Raw genomic sequence first — 17,647 nt, forward strand, 5'->3', positions numbered from 1 at the left:
TCTTATTCCTCTCTGAAAATATCTGTCTGTTCCTCGTTAGAGTCGGCACAAGGCTGCGTATTCGAGATGACGCGTTCCAGCCAGGCGGCTGGGGGTTCCTTCTCGCGCGCCATGTCCGCGTGTGAGACTTGCAGTTCCCACAGACTTTGCGCGGAGGCAGTAGGCAGATGGTACACCGTGGTTGGCACGACCCCCGGTACCAGGTGCAGTTTAACGTTCGCCATTCCCAAAGCCCGTTGCATCGGTCCTTGCCGCAGGGCTACGGATTGCATCCGGCAATGCGGCACGAAGGACACGCGGCGGGTGATTCTTCCGTCACGAATCATCACCATCGTTGTGGTCAGCACGGCAGCTTTGCGGTTCCACGTAATCCAGTCAAGCCAGCGGGCTTTCGGCGAAGCGGTAAAAATACCGGGAGCTGACCCGGAGCCGTACATCATGACTTCCAAGAGATTTGTACCGGCTGTTCCAATTTCGGTGCCGTTGAGGTCGGTGACCGCGCCGAGGTCTTGTTCCATCATCCACAATGCCTGCAAGGCCTGAGTTCGGGTTCCTACCGGCAGCATCACGTGGGAGCTGGTCTTGCTCTTATTGTTACCATTCCCTTCGGCGGCACCCTGATATCCGGCCATAGTTAGCTCGACTCGCCACCAGTCCTTGCCCCGCCACAACAGGGGCTGCTTCAAGACTACGGCGTGGACTCGTCCGGGAGGAATGGTTTGGGAATCATGGGTCGTCAGTCCGTGACGCAGTCGGATTCCATCTGCAGAAGCCGCCGCGGTAAAGTTCCACCCTTCGTTGACTTTTTGGCCTATCGCCGTGATAGTAGCAAAAATACCGGCAAGCACACCGAGCAGAGCTTGAGGTGCCAATAACAGCGCGGCCCAGAAACTGTCCGCGTCACCGCTCATGAAGATGGCTATCGCCGGGATTAACCCCAGTACCAACAGCAGGGGGATGAGCAGCACCGCGAACCAGGTAGAAATGGAACGCAGAATGGAACCTACCAACATATCGGTTGGCACTTCGTAAAGCGTTGTCTCAGGTGCTTCTCCGCTGGCGGCGGGTAAGGCTCCCACCAGTCCGGCCTCACCTATCCCGATAACTTTTGGACCATTCGTTAAAGAATTAGTGGTATCCGTCGCGGAGTCAGTTGGGGTTTTTTGACCGGATGCCTTCGATAGCACTTCAGCCCGCAACGCCTGAGCCTGGGAGGCTTTCAGATACATGATGTCAATCTGAGAACCACTGGCTCCCGCGGAATCTACGTGCAACTTCGCCAAACCGAACAGACGCGGCACTAACGGAGCGATTACGTCCACCGCCTGAATCCGGTTTAGCCGCATATGACGTTCTTTTTTGAAAATGATGCCGTGGCGAAACAAAACCGCTTCATCAGTCAGCGCGTAAGCGGTAAATCTCCAGCTCAGATAGGCAAAGAGAACCAGCAACAGCAGAAGCACCACGATTCCCAGCAGGGAAAAAAGCAGCACCGGCAAGACCTTTCCCCCTGCTCTTATCGCCGACATCGCCTGGGAAACGTCGCGTATCGAGTCAAGCTGCGAAAGAATGACCGCTACCAGCACCACCAGAGCCCCCCAAACCTGGGTTAGTGGTGTCAAGGGGTGCACTTTACGCCAAACCGGAGGTTGCGCGGCGACGCTGCTGAGGTCAGAACTGGCCGGAATCCCCTCCGACAAGCCCTGTGAGGGCAAAGCCGCCGAAGATTCTTTCGGCTTTTCATCCGAGGGTTCCCAGCCCGGATTAATTGGTTGTTTCATCTGTCGTTCCTCGCCGTGTTCACAATCCCGCTCGCAAGGATTCACCGCGCGCGGTGAGGATTTGACGTAAGCGATCTGCCTCGTCTCGATCCAGTCCGGGAATGCTCGCCGCCGATTCCATCGAAGCGGTCTTCATACTGACCTGGGCGATACCGAAAATCCTGTCGATAGGCCCCTGCTGCACATCCACGAACTGCATCCGCCCGTAAGGAATCGCCCACATTTTCTTAAACATGATGCCGCGACGTAAGAACAAATCCCGCTCAGACTCGGCGTAGCCCCATGCCTTAACCTGTCGCGGAATTAACCACAGCTGCCACACCAATAGACCAATCGGTACAATTTCTAGGAGCCAAAACCACGACACCCCTTGCGTGAACATCATTGCCCCCGCAAATATCCCGAGAGCCAGCGCGAAAACCACAACCCACACCAGTAGCCCCAAAATCCGCACCGTGATGAGCTTCATAGAAATCGGCTTAAACGTCACACCCTCAGGGTTAAATAATTCACCACTCATAGGGACATCTTATCCGGGTACACGGGGATTAATCGAGGCAGAATCTGCACTTAGTCCAATATTTTACGAAGCTGGTCGAACTGGGTGGGGCTCAAATTTCCGCGTAGCCTCAGACGTTGTGCCGCGGCTCTTGCCAAGGCGCGGTAGGAGTCGGGGACGTCAGCCAAATCATCAAAAGGCAGTGCCGGGTCCAAGTCGTCTTTATCAAGGACGGGTCCGTCCTGCAGCGCATTGAGGTGTAGGACGACGGTTTGAGAGTCTCCACGCACCACTGGCCCGGACAGTCCCGCTTCCCCCTCCTGTATAGCTCTGTCAAAAGCGGCCTTAAACAATGGCTCGACATAGGCTGACGGGTCGTCCAGACCCGCCATTCGCAGCGCTCGCAAGGCTTGGGACACCACAATCACCAGGTGATTTGCCCCGTGCGCTAGGGCTGCGTGGTACAGGGGACGTGCAGAATCAGGCAACACATGCGGTATCCCACCGAGGTCCAAAACTAGAGCTTGAGCCACGGCCAGCAATGCCCGTGGAGCATTGACTGCCCAATGGGTTCCCGGTAAACGCTGCAAATCCAAGGACGTCCCGGAAAACGTCTGCGCCGGATGCAAAGCCAGTGGAATAGTTCCCGCTGCGGCGGCGGGCTGCAAAACATCCAATCCGTGAGCCCCCGAGACGTGAGCGACCAGCTGACCCGCTCGAAACGCTTGTGACTGGGCTAATTCCGTAACCAGAGGGGCGATTTCTTGATCTCGCACGGTAAACACCACGAGGTCGCACTCGGGGACCAGCTGTGCTGGCGGCACCACCGCAACACCGGGGAGGATGGCGTCCACCCGTTCTTGGGAATTCTGCGAACGCGCAGAAACCCCCACTAAAGTGTGTCCTGCCTGCGTGAACGCTGCGGCCAGGATGGGGCCAACCGCCCCCATACCGATAACGCCTACCCGCAGAGCCGGGCTGGGACTCCCACCAATTTCAGACATGACACTATCGTAAACCACCCGCACCACGGGGGACACGGCGCGAGTCCATGCTGCCCAAACCAGATTTTCCCCACCCAGCTGCTGACCGGGGACTCGTGAATTCAGAGAATCTCAGGAGTATTCGATTGGAAATCCGCTCCAAGCTGCACCCAGCACTGACTTTTGCAGTTAAGATGTATGTAAGGAGTGCCGTGCCTCCTAACTTGCGCGGCAATTTGAACATTTTGTTTAACGAGGATGGTTATGGAACCTGCAGTGAGCGAAGCACGACTTTTGGTCGTGGATGATGAACCTAATATTCGCGATCTCCTGGCGTCTTCCCTGCGTTTTGCGGGATACGATGTCTTGAGCGCCGGGGATGGTACCGAGGCCTTGCGCCTGGCCACAACGGAGAAGCCGGATTTGGTCATCTTGGATGTCATGTTGCCGGATATGGACGGCTTTACCGTGACCCGTAAGCTGCGGGCTTCCGGCATCGATATGCCAATTCTGTTCCTGACCGCCAAAGACGACATGCGCGACAAGGTCGAGGGTCTGCAAGCTGGCGGTGATGATTACGTCACCAAGCCGTTTGGCCTGGAAGAAGTCGTGGCTCGTATCAACGCTATCCTGCGCCGCACGAAGCACTCCGCAGTAGAACAGCCGCTGCTACGCGTGGCTGATTTGGAGCTGGACGACAACCTCTACGAAGTACATCGCGGCGGTCGCCTCATCGACCTCTCCCCCACCGAATTCAAACTGCTGCGTTACCTCATGGTCAACGAAGGCCGGGTGGTCTCAAAGACGCAAATCCTCGATCACGTGTGGGAATACGATTGGGAAGGTGATGCCGCCATCGTTGAATCCTACATTTCTTACCTGCGTCGCAAACTTGACGCCCCTGACGAGAACGGCAAGATTCCGCCTTCGCTCATCCAGACGCGTCGCGGTGTCGGCTACCTGTTGCGTGACCCCAACGAGTAGGTATTGGAGGTTTACCGCCGCAGCGAAAGGTGAGAGCCTCTGGCGGTAGTAAACCAATTCCCCGCCACCTGGTGGAACGTGTCGGACTTTCGAAAAAGCACCCGAGTCAGATGAGGAGTGGCAAGTGCGTGGAATAGGGAAACTGTGGATCTCCCTGGCCTTGGCCACGCGGCTGACGATTATTTTTGCAGTCGCCTTGGTGACAGCGCTGTCGTTGGCTGGAACCGTAACGGTGCTGTCGCTTTCGTCGTACCTGACCAGTCAGCAGGACGCGCAGCTTTCCGCGGCGGCCAGGGTTATGGGTCCCAACGCCGCCAATCTCTCGGACACTACGGTGTTTTCCAATAATATGCCCAGCGATTACTACATCTACGTGCAGTTCACGGGCTCTATGCACCGTCCGGACCGCGAATTTATTACCCCGGCAACAAAGAGTAAGTCAGGCATTCCGCAGCGTCAATACTTGCCGAAAAAAGCCGATATCCCCACCATCAGTAATGCGTCTTCGCTGGTCATGCCCGGAACTACGGTCCCTTCGACCAAATCAGGTCAAAAATGGCGGGTTTTGTCGATTTTACTAACTTCGCAGGGCAAAGTCGCCGGGGCTGCGACTGTCGGTTTGTCGATGACGCCGCAACGCAATATGCTCCAGGCCATCATTTTCACCATCTCAATCTCGACTTTGATTATCGCTATTGTCGGCACTTTGATGACAAACTACCTGGTAGGGAGGGCTTTCCGGCCTCTGCATGAGATTGAGGGGGTCGCGAACAAGATTGCGGCCGGGGATTTGACCCAACGTGTTAAGAAAGCCCCTACCACCACCGAAGTGGGTTCGCTGGCGAACTCTTTGAACGTGATGCTTTCCAACCTGGAACAGGCGTTCTCAGCGGTGGAGCTGTCCGAACGCAAGATGCGGCGTTTCGTTTCTGACGCGTCCCACGAGCTGCGTACCCCCACCGCCGCGATTCGCGGTTATGCGGAACTGTCGCGCATGGGCGGAGTGGGCCCGGAGCGTCAGGCGGAGGTTATGGCGCGTATCGAGTCCGAGGCCACCCGCATGGGCAATATGGTGCAAGACTTGCTGACGTTGGCACGATTGGATGAACACCGTCCGATGACCTTCGAGCGCACTGATATTACCGCTTTGGCGCGGAACTCCCTGTCGGATATGGCCGTGCTGGATCCGGAACGCGACATGCAGCTGCTGAACATGGAAGATGAGACGCTGGAGGAAGTCTACAGTGTCTATGCAACCGTGGATGCGGAAAAGATTTCACAGGTTATCACCAATTTGCTGACTAACGTGCGGCAGCACACTCCGGCCAATACCCCCGTCGAGGTGGTGGTGGGTTACCACATGTGGCCTGATGAAACCGGAGCTCCCCTTAAAAATGCCGCGGCTTCAAAGATTCCTGCGTTCCAGCGGTGTGCTGTCCTGGAGATTCGTGACCACGGTCCGGGTGTGGCTCCCGAGGATGCCAAAAAGGTTTTTGAACGTTTCTATCGTTCCGATACGTCACGAGTGCGTACCACGGGCGGTACCGGACTAGGTTTGGCAATCGTTTCCGGTATCGTTTCGGCTCACAACGGTACGGTGGCTATGCTCCAGACTCCCGGCGGTGGCGCCACGGTGAGGATTAAGCTACCGTGCCAGGCTTCGCACGTGGATTCTCAAGGCGAGAACCCGAGCAGTCCAGCCGCGAAGTTCGCTGCGGCTTCAGCCGCTATCAACAAGGCTTCCAACGCCAAAGAAAGTTCCCGGCAGACCCCATCCCCCGCTCGTAAAGCGCCAGCCAGCGCTCCGAAGCCGCAGAGTATGCCTGTCGTAAGACCGGTGCCTCCGATGGTGCGACCTGCCGTGCCCACCCCGGTGGTACAGCCAACTCCACCCGTGGCAGCTTCCCCTCGGCCTCCCGCAAAACCGGTTCCCAAGCCGACGAAAGTTCCCCCGCCTCCACCCCCGCCGCGTTCCGCTTAGGTCTATGAGTTCTTCTCGACACCAAAGGTGGGGCTTCGAAATACGGTTTATACCGTCTGGAGCTTCGGTTTTAGGCGAAAGTCGTTACTACCGGGATAAACAGGTATACTTGGTAGGTTGCTTTGGGTTTCCCCAAGCTGGCAGAGGATGATGTGTATGGCCGAGATGATACCGGCTTGGTTATTGTCGGGTTTTGCCCGTTCTGTTGCCGCTGAAGGCGGTACAGCTCCACGAGACGTAGCCCAATCCGTAGGCACCGAGTTGGCGCAGCGGTGGATGGCTCCGGAGCGCCATTTTCATAACCTGGATTATCTGAAAACCACCCTGGAAAACGTTGATATTCTCAGCGAACAAGCTCGGGACGTGGATGCTATACGCTTGGCTGTGTGGTATCACGGTGCGATTTTTGATGTTTCCGAAGCGGCGGTTGAGCGCGGGGAAGCGGGGCTGAACGTGCTGGGTTCCGCCGATTATGCTGCTGATTCTCTAGCTGAGCTAGGCGTTAGTGAGCCGCAGATTGATAAAATTACCGATCTCATCCGGGGTTTGTACCGCCATCAGGCGGTTGACGACATCGATGCCCAGGTGCTTTCCGATGCGGATTTATGTATATTGGCGGCGGATCCTCAGGAGTACTTGGAGTACTTGCGAGCTATTCGCCGCGAATACGCCGCCTATGACGAGGCTTGTTTCATTTCCGCCCGTTCCAAAGTCATCGGCAGTTTGCTGAACCGCCCGCAACTGTTTTGGACGCACGGGGCTGCATCGTGGGAGGAACAAGCCCGTGAAAATCTCCGCGCCGAATTGGAACGTTTGGAAAAAACCGGTACTGCCGGGTTGGACATCGCTGGTGCCGGGGTTGACCCCACGGTTCAGACCGGCGCGATTCCCGCTGCGACACCGACATCGGAACTGCCACCCACTCCGCGGGAGGGCACCCCGAAAGTTGCTGTCACCAACCCCGAAACCGGGGACTTGTCTGGTAATTCCCCAGGGGATGGGGATACGGAGGATACGGATGAACCGGACGAGGTCAACCCTTATGCGCCTCCGGATGAAGCGGATTTGGGTTCGACCCTCGAGAACGTCGCTGAAGCCATGGATACGATGGTCATGAAAGCGCTAAAACCCGCTGAAGTTGACTCTAAAACCATCTCTGAAGTGCAGGAATAGAGTTTTCCACAGGGCGCACGATTTCGGGGTTTTCCACAGGTAGATTTTTTGTGACTGGGTAGCTCGCACGTATTGCCTTAGTTTGAAAGTGCGAAAACCAAAGTTTGGTTTTCCCTCACTTTAGAAGTGTTTCAAACGAAAGGAATCACCATGCAATTTCAAGTTGATAGCGATGCCGTAGCTGCCGCCGGCGCCCAAACTCGCGCCTGTGCAGAGGAAGTCAGTGCCCAAGTTTCAGCGATGATGGCGAATCTGACAGCCTTGCAGGAATCCTGGACAGGTGCCGCCTCCGGAGCTTTCGCGGCTCTCGCGGCTCAATGGCGCGCCACCCAAGCCACCGTGGAGGATAACCTCCGCCAGATTGGTTTGCAGCTAGACACGGCCTCCGCGAATTATGCCGAAGCAGAATCGAATGCCGCAGCGTTATTTGCCGGAGCATAAAGGATTTCGGTTCAAATCCCAGATCGCCAAATCAAAGAACTGAGAGACCCCGTTGGGAGTCTCTCAGTTCTTAATGATTTATGAAGTTTGCGAGGGGGCTTTGTCGCAATTTAGCGACGCAAACCCAAGTTGATTTTCTTTCCGGTCACGATTGAAATCACGACCGCAGCCGCAACTCCGGCACCCACGCACAGCAGCATGATAAAGACAAAGGAAACCACACCGGGAACCGAGTCAATCGGGGAGGAAACGAAGGCTTGCGGGGCGTTCGCATTAATCGCCGAGATAGAAGTCTTGGCTTTTTCGGGTGATTGAGGAGCCACATTGGCATGAATCTGAGGTTCCGCATTAGCTACGGAAGCCGGAGCCTGAGGATACATAACTTCAGGACCAGCCGGGACATCGACATCATTGCCGCCCGCGTTCAGTTCCGCAGTGGAGGGAGCCGCGGGGGCAGGAGCTACGGGATTGACGGCCACATCGGAGGCGCCGGAGGGCATCGAATCCAAGCTCACGTGCTCCATGACCGTACCGGCCGAATCTCCGGACGTGTCCGGGGAAGGCAAAGTATCTGCGTAAGCTGCCGGGCCGAAAGCCAATCCCAGCACCAACGCCGCTGCTGTAATCAAAAACTTTTTCATCGCGTCCTGCCTCAGTTTCGAATTCTTATGTCCAGGGTTCTCCCAGTTCCTCACCACACGATTTTCCCAGGTTCAAAACCGAGGAATCCTTGCGGCTGTTACTTAACATTGTAACCTCTAAATATTTTATCGGGAACCCCTCAGGTTTCATTAGGAATCTTTTCGGAGTTTTTGTGTAATTCTCAAGGTTTTTTCCGGTAGTTTTCCAAACCTTTGTAACAACATTCTCACCTTTGCGCTCTCGTGGGCAGCCCCGAACTGACCCAACCGAGATGGATTCAAGGACCGAAGAACCATAAAAACCCATCGGGGCGACCCCACGCAAAAGCAGGAAATCGCCCCGATGAAAGTTATGAATAACTCGAAGGGTTCAGTACCGGTCTAGTACATGCCGCCCATGTCGTCGCCAGCCGGAGCCGGTGCCGGTGCCGGAGGCTCGGGCTTGTCAGCCACCACCGCTTCGGTGGTCAGGAACAGCCCCGCGATAGAGGCCGCGTTCTGCAGAGCGGAACGAGTTACCTTAACCGGGTCAGCCACCTTGGCTTCCAACAGATCCTCGTACTCGCCGGTGGCGGCATTCAGACCCTGACCCTTGGGCAGGTGACGGACCTTCTCAGCCACAACCCCGCCTTCCATACCAGCGTTAGCCGCAATCTGCTTCAGCGGGGATTCCACTGCTACCCGCACGATGGCCGCGCCAGTCGCTTCGTCGCCTTCCAGCTGCAAATCCTTGAAAGCCTCAGTGGCAGCCTGAATCAGAGCCACACCGCCGCCGGGAACCAAGCCTTCTTCCTTGGCAGCCTTCGCGTTGCGCACAGCATCTTCGATGCGGTGCTTGCGCTCTTTCAGCTCCACCTCGGTAGCGGCGCCGGACTTGATGACGGCCACACCACCAGCCAGCTTGGCCAAGCGCTCCTGGAGCTTCTCACGGTCGTAGTCGGAATCGGTCTTTTCGATTTCCTGGCGAATCTGGCGAATGCGAGCGGCCAGAGCGTCCTTGTCGCCAGCGCCGTCCACGATGGTGGTGTCATCCTTGGTGACAACGACCTTGCGGGCGGTACCCAGCACTTCCAGACCCACGTTCTCCAGCTTCAGACCGAGATCCTCGCTGACGACCTGGGCGCCGGTGAGGATTGCCATATCCTGGAGCATAGCCTTACGGCGATCGCCGAAACCGGGAGCCTTGACCGCGACGACCTTCAGTGCACCGCGGATACGGTTCAGTACCAAGGTTGCCAGAGCTTCACCTTCGATGTCCTCGGCAATAATGGCTACCGGCTTACCAGCCTGCATGACCTTTTCCAACAGCGGCACCAAGTCTTTGATAGAGGAAATCTTGGTGTCCACCAGCAGGACGTAGGTGTCCTCCAGAGCGGCTTCCTGACGGTCCGCGTCGGTCACAAAGTAGGGGGAAATGTAGCCTCGATCGAAACGCATGCCCTCAGTGACCTCAAGGTTCAGGCCGAAAGTGTTGGATTCTTCCACGGTGATGACGCCCTCTTGGCCGACCTTTTCCATAGCCTCGGCAATCATTTCGCCAATGGTTTCGTCAGCGGCCGAAATCGAGGCGGTCGCGGCGATTTGTTCCTTGGTCTTAACTTCCACCGCGTCGGCGAGCAAACGAGCCACTACCGCGTCCACGGCCTTTTCGATGCCGTGACGCAACGCAATCGGGTTCGCGCCCGCAGCCACGTTGCGCAGGCCTTCCTTCACGATAGCCTGAGCCAAAACAGTCGCCGTAGTGGTACCGTCACCAGCCACGTCGTCAGTCTTCTTGGCGACCTCCTTAACCAGCTCGGCGCCAATCTTTTCGTAGGGGTCAGCCAGGTCAATTTCCTTAGCGATAGACACGCCGTCATTAGTAATGGTCGGGGCGCCCCACTTCTTTTCCAACACCACGTTGCGGCCCTTGGGTCCCAAGGTTACCTTGACGGTGTCAGCCAACAAATCCAGTCCGCGTTCCATGCCGCGACGGGCTTCTTCTGCAAAGGCAATCATTTTTGCCATTTATTACAACCTCCGCTTTTATAAGGTTCATGTGCGGCGAATGCCCGCGACGGACGGCTGGGGTTGTGGCGGTTCACGTCTCCGCGCGACCTGCAGCCTCATTCACCAACTTGTCACTCTGACATTGAGAGTGCTAACTCAATCTTGGCACTCTCGCCCCTAGAGTGCAAGTTTTAAACTTCCGAGTCCGCGGCGAGTTGCTACGCAAAAATGACTTGTCCGGCTGGCCTTAGAGCCTGCCGACCAACACAACCTGAATCTTGTCCAGGCCGTCTTTGGGCACAATCATGTCGATATTCAAGACGCGCTGCACCTCGCGCGCTTCCGCCTCGCGGTCGGAGGGGTAATAGATGGTGTTTACTGCGGGTTTGGTGCCCTGGAAGTTATCGGCAGACACTTTCGTAAAGCCATCCGCTGCCACTTTGTCCTTGATTTTTGCAGCCAGTCCGTTGATTCCCGAAGCGTTCAAGACACTCACGTTGATACTTTTATCGGCAGAAGGCGGCTCGGGCGTTTTTTCCGCAGCGGGCGGGGTGCTTTGGGTCGGTTCCTCGCTGGGTTCGACACTTTCTGTGGGTTCTTCGCCGGGTTTTTCGGTTTCAGAAGGGCTCGGGGTCGCCGCGGTGTTTGGGGTTTGGCTCATCTGTGGCTTATTCGCCGCATCGTTGGCAGTTGAGGGGTGCGACCCTATCAGGAGCAGCATGGCCCATGCCAACAAGGGCGCGGCAATAATCACGATGACAAAAGGCAAAAAGCCGTGCCACCAGGGCTGACCAGGCCGGTGCGCGCCCTGGGGCAAGTTTTTCCCAATCCGGTCGAATTCATCCTCGGGGTATCGTGCTTCATCCACGTGTCCAGCTTACGGATTGCATCAGTTTTCGGGCTGTTCCCACGCCGTTAACCCAGCGGAAAAGTTACGCAAACGCGTCGTTAACCGATCACTCACGGCAGGCGCCAATCCACCGGCTGACCGCCTTGGGCCACCAACAATTCATTGGCTCGTGAAAAGGGACGGGAACCAAAGAATCCTCGTGAAGCTGAGAGCGGGGAGGGATGAACCGATTCGAGGTATGGAACGCGGGGCATAAACTCTTTGGTCTTGCGCGCATCGGCACCCCACAAAATCGCGACCAGCGGCAGCCCTTGCGCGGCGTGATGTTTAGCGAGTTGACGGATAGCGAACTCGGTAATAGCTTCCCAGCCTCGGCCCCGATGGGAGGCAGGTTTCCCCGGTTGTACGGTCAAAGCTCGGTTTAGCAGCATGACTCCCTGATTTGCCCAGGGTCGCAAGTCTCCCGAAGTCGGCAGGGGCAGGCCTAAATCCTGGTGCAGTTCCTTAAAAATATTAACCAGCGAACGCGGAATTTCTGTACCGGGCATTACAGAAAATGATAGTCCCATGGCGTGCCCCGGGGTGGGATAGGGGTCTTGGCCCACAATCAGGACTTTCACCCGCTCCAAAGGGTACTGAAAGGCGTGAAATACATTCTCTCCAGCCGGAAAGTATCCCCGTCCCGCCGCCAATTCGGCACGCAGGAAATCTCCCATGGCGTGAATCTGGTCCTCGACCGGAGCCATAGTTTGCGCCCAGTCCGGGGACATAATCCGTTCCAGTCCGCCTCGGTTCTCGCCTGTGTTCATGGCCACTCCCTACATGTCCAGGGCCAAATCGAGAATGGGAGCGCTGTGCGTGAGGGCTCCCACAGAGATATAGTCCACCCCGCAGGCGGCCGTCACCGCCGCGTCACTCAGTGTCAAACCCCCGCTGGCCTCGGTTTTCACTCCGTGCGGGGCGGCGATTGCCACCGCTTTGGTCATGGTTTCCGGACTCATATTATCCAGCAAAATCAGCCCAACCCCGAGATTCGTCGCCTCCCGAACCTGTTCCAAAGTGTCGCATTCGACTTCCAGAGGAATCTGGGGGGTATGCGCTCGCACCGCCTGCACTGCTGCCGCCAACGAACCGGCTGCGGCGATGTGGTTGTCTTTGATGAGCGCCGCGTCCCCCAACCCCATCCGGTGATTTTCTCCGCCGCCGCAGCGCACCGCGTACTTTTGCAGCACGCGCATTCCCGGAATCGTTTTGCGCGTGTCACGCACCCGTGCTTTTGTACCTGTCGTTCCACTCTCTCCGGAGGCAGCAGCAATCGCATCCACATAAGCCGCCACCGCGGTCGCCACGCCGCTGAGCTGACTGGCCAGGTTCAACAGGGTCCTCTCGGCAGTTAGCATGGTCCTGGCACCGGCAGTAATCTCTAAAATGACGTCTCCTGGCTCGACTCGTTCCCCATCCTGGCGTCGCATCGTCACCCGCGGTGTCGGGGCGCCGCCCTTTTGCGCCAGCACGAAAGGCACCGCGGCAGCGAGGGGAACCCCCGCCAGACACCCCGGCGCGCGGGCGACCATCCGGGCTTGCACAGTGAGATTGTCATCAAAAATGGCATCCGTGGTGACGTCTGGCCCGTAAGCCAAATCTTCGTCCAAAGTCGCCTCAATAAAGTCCGTGACCTGGTGGGAATCCAACCTCGCGGTCGCTAAAGCGCTGGTGATTTCTGGGGGTAACATCATTTTTCTCTCCTTTTTCACTTCCGGCTCGCCCTGTGGGCTCACACCGGGGTCTCGCTGACTTCCAGGGAGATTCCGTCTGGGCCCAACTGCACGTCCAGGTGCCGGCGCCATTCCTCGCGGCGGTGCGGGAAATCCGTTCGTCGGTGGGTACCGCGGGATTCTTCTCTGGCCAAGGCCGGTGCCACCAGGGCTCGGGCTACCAGCGTGGCGTGGGGAGACAGTTTCTCCAGCTCAGTCTGAGCCCGCTGCAATCCGGCGTAATCGCGCAACACATAGACATCGCGGCTCATGATTTCCTGGATTTTTTCCAGTACCGTCGGCGCAATGACCACCGGTTGGGGAATCGTTGCGGGTTTCGCCACCGGGCGGCGCCGCAGCTGCGGCAGGTCCACTTCCGCCAGCTGCTTGGCGACTAAACTGCCCATGACCAGGGCTTCCGTCAGGGAATTTGAGGCCAGACGGTTTGCGCCCTGCACCCCGGTACACGCCACCTCCCCAATGGCATAGAGCCCCGCCACGTTCGTTTGACCGCTCATAGTGGCCGCAATTCCGCCGCAATAATAGTGGGCTCCGGGGCGGACCGGAATGGGCTCGGTAATGGGGTCTACCCCGCGGCTAGAAACCAGCTCATAGATGGTGGGGAACATTTCTTTCCATTTCTGAGCCCCGAAACTGGTGGCATCCAGGTAGAGGTGATCCAAACCGTGAGCCACCATGTATTCCTGTTCTGCCGCCGAAACCACGTCACGCGGCGCCAGGTCCTCTTGTGGGTGAACTCCGCGCATGACCCGGTTGCCCTGCCCGTCCACCAGGAACGCGCCCTCCCCGCGCACCGCTTCGGACACGAGTACCCCCCGGTCGCCCTTAACTTTAACGGGCGGTACAAAAATGGTGGGGTGGAACTGCATGAATTCGAGGTCGCGACCGATGGCTCCGGCGCGCAGGGCTGCGGCCAAACCGACTCCGTTGACGACTTCGGGGTTTGTGGTCGCATTCCACAGCTGGCCGATTCCGCCGGTGGCGAGGATGACCGCAAAAGCGGAAACGACCCCGAATCCGCGCTGGGAATCTCGCACCGTGGCGCCACAGGCGCGGCCTTCTCCATCGACCAGGACATCGCACAACTCGCAGTCCTCCAGGACTTTCAGTTCACCTTGCCCGCCGGTGTTCCAGGTCGCGCCGTCCATAGCGGCGACATTTTTTGCCAGCGTAATCTCGATTTCATGGCCCGAAGCGTCCCCGTTGGAGTGCAGGATGCGCCGCGCGGAATGCCCCCCTTCCAGGTGCAGGTCGATTTCCCCGGCGGCGTTGCGGTCGAAGCGTGCTCCGATACGCATCATCCACTGCAGGGCTCGGGGGGCTTCCTGAACCAGGGTGCGCACCGCCGTCTGGCTGCATAAGCCCGCCCCCGCCACGATGGTGTCTTCGTAGTGGGATTCGGGAGTGTCTTGCCGATCCCAAACCGCAGCCAACCCCCCTTGTGCCCAGTCAGTAGAGCTTGCGGTCAGGTCGCTTTTCGTCACCAGTACGCAATCGACCCCGGCAAAAACCAGGTTGATGACGGCGCTCAAGCCCGCCGCTCCGGATCCGACTACCAGAACCGGGGTCGTCATTGTCCAGTTGACATCCATGGGAGTGCGTTCCGGCGTCTAGTGCTGCTGGGGTGAGGCGGTGTTGCCGATGGCAATCATGCGCTGCACGCTGGCTCGGGCGCGCGCGGCGATATCTTCGTCCACAAAGACTTCGTCGCGGCCGTTTTCCAAGCAGCTGACTAAGTTTTCCAAAGTAGTTTGGTTCATATACGGGCAAGCCGCCTGGGGCATAACCGGTTCAAAAGTGACCTCTGGACTGACTTTGCGCAGCGGGTGAAGCATCCCAACCTCGGTGGCGACCAGCACTCGCGAACCTTTCGGAGCCTTTTTCGCCTCCGAGAGCATTCCGCCGGTCGAAAGCACTTTAACCTTTTCCGGGCTAAGTTTGCCGGCCTCTATGAGGTCAACAGCTGCCTGCGTACCGCCGCATTCGGGGTGAATGTAGACATCCGCGTCCCCCGCGGCGAGGATTCCTTGCATCAAAATGTCGGGGGTCATCGCGGCGTGGACATGGCAGGCCCCGTCCCAGGTCACCAGGTTTTTCCGGCCGGTCACGCGCCGCACGTGCGCCCCCAGGTTGCGGTCGGGACAGAACAGAATCTCGGTTTGCGCCGGAATCGAGTTCACCACGTCAATAGCGTTGGCCGAGGTGCAGCAAACATCGGTTTCCGCTTTCACCGCGGCGGTGGTGTTCACGTAACTGACCACGACCGCGCCGGGGTGTGCGGCTTTCCACTCCCGCAGCTGTTCGGCAGTAATGCAATCCGCCAGCGAACATCCCGCGGTCGCGTCAGGAATCAAAACGCGTTTTTGCGGGGAGAGAATCTTGGCGGTTTCCGCCATGAAGTGAACCCCGGCAAACACAATGGTGCCCTGCGGGGCTTCGGCAGCCAAACGGGACAGAGCCAGGGAATCCCCGGTGAAATCCGCCACGTCTTGAACTTCACCGGATTGGTAGTTATGCGCCAAGATTACGGCATCTTTTTCCTGAGCCAGCTGGCGAATACGTTTTTGGAGGTCTTGAGTTTCTGTGGCGCTTCGAGTCATGGTGATAGCTTTCCTTCCTCAAGTTTCCCGGACGGCTTGCCTGACAAAGCTCGCGATAATTCGAGTCACTTTCGTATTAACACTGCTTCCGATTATAGAACCCTTTAAAACCGGCTTTTTCACCGGGGAGGTTGCCCGGAAAAGAACTGGCTTTGTCGCGCGGGCAAATTTATGGGAAAATCGGAACACCGCCACTTTAGCTCAGTTGGTAGAGCACCCGCCTTGTAAGCGGACGGTCAACAGTTCGAGTCTGTTAAGTGGCTCCACTCTGCCGGCCCCTCTGGGGTAACTCTCAGTGACACCTCAGACCAGGATGAAAGCTGCGGCCGCTAGCCCCAACAGCAGCATCCCCAGGATGAGACGGCGCAGCGGGGTGGGCAAGGTCGCCCGCAGCACTCTCCTGGCGCCAACCCGCAGCGGAGCGCTGAGCGGAATCCACCACGCCACCAGGAGCGCTACTCCGGACAGGACTTGTGCCATATACACCCTTTTTGGAACGATTGTTTCAAAGATGAGGATGGTGTCGGGCAGTTCGGTGGGCAGAGTAACCGTGTTCCCACGCAGGATTTCCCCCGCCAGAAACAGTGCCGCCGCTACGATGACAGCAGCTGGTAGGGTGCTGGCCAAACCTTTGATGAACGCTCCGGGCAAGGAAAGAATTTTCCGGGTCGAACGCCAATGCCAGCCCGCCACCGCCGCTACCCAAAAGCCAATCACCGCAATGATTCCCGATGCTGCCGGCTGCCACGGAACCCACGCCGTCCAGGCTAGTGCGCCGGCCAGCCCCAAGAAAGGCAGCATCCCCGGAACTGACTTAGCACCAGATTCATCCGCCACACCGCCGGCAGCGGCGTCTGGCTGGACAGCCGTTTGGGGATCCGGCAAAACCGCATCCCCCCAGGTGTCAGCCACACCCCCGGTTTCCTCCCCGGACCATTCCGGGGAGGATTCCACCCCGGCATCGGGATTCTCCACCCCCACCAGATTGTACCGACCATTCAACTCTTGGGGCATGAGCGCGGTGTATCCCGGTTCGTTCGGGATTGCCGGGGTCAGAAGGGCGGTCGCGGCGGTTTCCTCGTCGGTCGCGCCGGACTGGACGGCCTGGAGCAGTTCGGCAAAATCCGCGCTTCGCTGCGCCTGGGGAGCCAAAACCCGGCGAAAAACCTCGGCCAAGGGTGCCTCCAGGCCGGCCACATCCGGATTTCCGGCCAGCACCCGCGAGACAATCACGGTTGGCGAGCCGGTTCCGAAGGGGGGCCGTCCGGTCAGGGTGAACAGCAGCAGTGCCGCTAAAGCCCACCAGTCGTCAGCAAAATCCGCTTTCTGACCCTCGATGACCTCCGGTGAGATAAACCCTGGAGTTCCCACCACCAAGCCGGTTCGCGTCAGACCGCTGGTGTCTTCCAAAACGGAAGAAATCCCGAAATCAATCAAAACTGGACCATTCGGTCCAAGAATTACGTTGGCGGGTTTGATATCACGGTGGCAAATCCCGGACTCATGCACGGCTCGCAGGGTGGCGGCCAACATGGTCCCCAGTTCCAAAGCATCATCGCGCTGCCAAGCGCCGGAAACCCGCACGTCCTCAGCCAAGGTCGGACCAGGGACATATTCCGTAACGATAAAAGCATCGACCCCGTCGACTTCCAGATCCATCACGGCCGCGACCCCGGGGACATTGGCCCGTTTCAGAGCCAACGCCTCGGAGCGCAGACGCTCCCGGGCATCCCCATCACGCTGCCCCAGGTCAGCGCCGGGAGCCAGCAGTTTAAACGCGACCGGATTACCGGCGCCGTCATGAGCCAGATAGACGGTGGCGGAAGCACCCGTCCCGAGCCGGCGCTCCAAAACGTACCCGCCTATTTCGGCACCCAATAACTCGGCGTTTGCGCTCATGTAAACGAGTATAGCCAAACCCCGGCTTTGGCCCCCGATGCCGAATACCGG

General features: G+C 58.1%; 15 protein-coding genes and 1 tRNA gene. 5 read left to right on the forward strand and 11 right to left on the reverse strand.

Going from position 1 to position 17,647, the window contains the following annotated elements; all coding sequences use genetic code 11:
• Positions 1-2: 2 nt before the first annotated feature.
• The 3 genes from Q0V70_RS05360 to Q0V70_RS05370 are packed head-to-tail and all read right to left on the reverse strand — an operon-like array spanning position 3 to position 3,284.
• A complete protein-coding gene (locus Q0V70_RS05360) occupies positions 3-1,781 on the reverse strand; it encodes a PH domain-containing protein (protein WP_297589290.1) in 1,779 nt (592 codons plus the stop codon).
• A gap of 19 nt (positions 1,782-1,800) precedes the next feature.
• Positions 1,801-2,301 (reverse strand): PH domain-containing protein, encoded by a 501-nt coding sequence (locus Q0V70_RS05365; RefSeq protein ID WP_297589292.1) that lies wholly within the window; start codon positions 2,299-2,301, stop codon positions 1,801-1,803.
• A gap of 50 nt (positions 2,302-2,351) precedes the next feature.
• Entirely contained in the window at positions 2,352-3,284 is a 933-nt protein-coding gene (locus tag Q0V70_RS05370; protein ID WP_297589294.1) for a Rossmann-like and DUF2520 domain-containing protein, read from the reverse strand.
• Between the two features lie 237 nt (positions 3,285-3,521).
• Here Q0V70_RS05370 and Q0V70_RS05375 point away from each other — a divergent pair, with 237 nt between their 5' ends.
• The 4 genes from Q0V70_RS05375 to Q0V70_RS05390 all read left to right on the forward strand — a co-directional run bounded on the left by Q0V70_RS05375 (position 3,522) and on the right by Q0V70_RS05390 (position 7,842).
• The gene (locus tag Q0V70_RS05375; RefSeq protein WP_297589296.1) at positions 3,522-4,247 is read left to right on the forward strand and encodes a response regulator transcription factor; all 726 of its coding nucleotides are present in this window, start codon (positions 3,522-3,524) and stop codon (positions 4,245-4,247) included.
• 124 nt (positions 4,248-4,371) lie between these two features.
• Positions 4,372-6,228: a cell wall metabolism sensor histidine kinase WalK gene (locus tag Q0V70_RS05380; RefSeq protein WP_297589299.1), complete on the forward strand. Its 1,857-nt coding sequence runs from the start codon at positions 4,372-4,374 to the stop codon at positions 6,226-6,228.
• A gap of 156 nt (positions 6,229-6,384) precedes the next feature.
• Positions 6,385-7,401, forward strand: coding sequence for a hypothetical protein (locus Q0V70_RS05385; protein ID WP_297589303.1), 1,017 nt, complete (start codon positions 6,385-6,387; stop codon positions 7,399-7,401).
• Between the two features lie 150 nt (positions 7,402-7,551).
• Positions 7,552-7,842: a WXG100 family type VII secretion target gene (locus tag Q0V70_RS05390; protein ID WP_282922270.1), complete on the forward strand. Its 291-nt coding sequence runs from the start codon at positions 7,552-7,554 to the stop codon at positions 7,840-7,842.
• A 110-nt stretch (positions 7,843-7,952) separates the two neighbouring features.
• Here Q0V70_RS05390 and Q0V70_RS05395 read toward each other — a convergent pair whose 3' ends face one another.
• The 7 genes from Q0V70_RS05395 to nadA form a co-directional block, all read right to left on the reverse strand.
• The gene (locus Q0V70_RS05395; RefSeq protein WP_297589306.1) at positions 7,953-8,483 is read right to left on the reverse strand and encodes a fibronectin-binding protein; all 531 of its coding nucleotides are present in this window, start codon (positions 8,481-8,483) and stop codon (positions 7,953-7,955) included.
• Positions 8,484-8,864: 381 nt separating this feature from the next.
• A complete protein-coding gene (gene groL, locus Q0V70_RS05400; RefSeq protein WP_297589308.1) occupies positions 8,865-10,490 on the reverse strand; it encodes a chaperonin GroEL in 1,626 nt (541 codons plus the stop codon).
• A gap of 229 nt (positions 10,491-10,719) precedes the next feature.
• Positions 10,720-11,340, reverse strand: coding sequence for a LytR C-terminal domain-containing protein (locus Q0V70_RS05405; protein ID WP_297589310.1), 621 nt, complete (start codon positions 11,338-11,340; stop codon positions 10,720-10,722).
• Between the two features lie 92 nt (positions 11,341-11,432).
• On the reverse strand, positions 11,433-12,131 hold the full coding sequence (locus Q0V70_RS05410; protein ID WP_297589313.1) for a uracil-DNA glycosylase: 699 nt from the start codon (positions 12,129-12,131) through the stop codon (positions 11,433-11,435).
• A gap of 9 nt (positions 12,132-12,140) precedes the next feature.
• Positions 12,141-13,058 carry a carboxylating nicotinate-nucleotide diphosphorylase gene (gene nadC, locus Q0V70_RS05415; protein ID WP_297589315.1) on the reverse strand — a complete coding sequence of 306 codons (918 nt, stop codon included), beginning with the start codon at positions 13,056-13,058 and terminating at the stop codon, positions 12,141-12,143.
• Positions 13,059-13,096: 38 nt separating this feature from the next.
• A complete protein-coding gene (nadB, locus tag Q0V70_RS05420) occupies positions 13,097-14,689 on the reverse strand; it encodes an L-aspartate oxidase (protein ID WP_297589319.1) in 1,593 nt (530 codons plus the stop codon).
• 18 nt (positions 14,690-14,707) lie between these two features.
• Positions 14,708-15,697 carry a quinolinate synthase NadA gene (nadA, locus tag Q0V70_RS05425; protein WP_297589321.1) on the reverse strand — a complete coding sequence of 330 codons (990 nt, stop codon included), beginning with the start codon at positions 15,695-15,697 and terminating at the stop codon, positions 14,708-14,710.
• Positions 15,698-15,887: 190 nt separating this feature from the next.
• Between nadA and Q0V70_RS05430 the strand changes: the two genes are divergently transcribed.
• Positions 15,888-15,963 (forward strand) — tRNA-Thr (locus Q0V70_RS05430).
• 37 nt (positions 15,964-16,000) lie between these two features.
• Here Q0V70_RS05430 and Q0V70_RS05435 read toward each other — a convergent pair.
• Positions 16,001-17,596: a serine/threonine-protein kinase gene (locus Q0V70_RS05435; RefSeq protein ID WP_297589323.1), complete on the reverse strand. Its 1,596-nt coding sequence runs from the start codon at positions 17,594-17,596 to the stop codon at positions 16,001-16,003.
• Positions 17,597-17,647: the final 51 nt, after the last annotated feature.

Origin of the sequence: uncultured Mobiluncus sp., assembly GCF_947087965.1 — a bacterium.
Taxonomy (GTDB): Bacteria; Actinomycetota; Actinomycetes; order Actinomycetales; family Actinomycetaceae; genus Mobiluncus.

Bases quoted from the DNA above. Each gene is read 5' to 3' on its own strand.
- nadB (WP_297589319.1), bottom strand. From the start codon at position 14,689: ATGGATGTCAACTGGACAATGACGACCCCGGTTCTGGTAGTCGGATCC.
- nadA (WP_297589321.1), bottom strand. From the start codon at position 15,697: ATGACTCGAAGCGCCACAGAAACTCAAGACCTCCAAAAACGTATTCGC.
- Q0V70_RS05375 (WP_297589296.1), top strand. From the start codon at position 3,522: ATGGTTATGGAACCTGCAGTGAGCGAAGCACGACTTTTGGTCGTGGAT.
- Q0V70_RS05365 (WP_297589292.1), bottom strand. From the start codon at position 2,301: ATGAGTGGTGAATTATTTAACCCTGAGGGTGTGACGTTTAAGCCGATT.
- Q0V70_RS05385 (WP_297589303.1), top strand. From the start codon at position 6,385: ATGGCCGAGATGATACCGGCTTGGTTATTGTCGGGTTTTGCCCGTTCT.
- Q0V70_RS05395 (WP_297589306.1), bottom strand. From the start codon at position 8,483: ATGAAAAAGTTTTTGATTACAGCAGCGGCGTTGGTGCTGGGATTGGCT.
- Q0V70_RS05390 (WP_282922270.1), top strand. From the start codon at position 7,552: ATGCAATTTCAAGTTGATAGCGATGCCGTAGCTGCCGCCGGCGCCCAA.
- Q0V70_RS05435 (WP_297589323.1), bottom strand. From the start codon at position 17,596: ATGAGCGCAAACGCCGAGTTATTGGGTGCCGAAATAGGCGGGTACGTT.
- Q0V70_RS05360 (WP_297589290.1), bottom strand. From the start codon at position 1,781: ATGAAACAACCAATTAATCCGGGCTGGGAACCCTCGGATGAAAAGCCG.
- nadC (WP_297589315.1), bottom strand. From the start codon at position 13,058: ATGATGTTACCCCCAGAAATCACCAGCGCTTTAGCGACCGCGAGGTTG.
- Q0V70_RS05370 (WP_297589294.1), bottom strand. From the start codon at position 3,284: ATGTCTGAAATTGGTGGGAGTCCCAGCCCGGCTCTGCGGGTAGGCGTT.
- groL (WP_297589308.1), bottom strand. From the start codon at position 10,490: ATGGCAAAAATGATTGCCTTTGCAGAAGAAGCCCGTCGCGGCATGGAA.
- Q0V70_RS05410 (WP_297589313.1), bottom strand. From the start codon at position 12,131: ATGAACACAGGCGAGAACCGAGGCGGACTGGAACGGATTATGTCCCCG.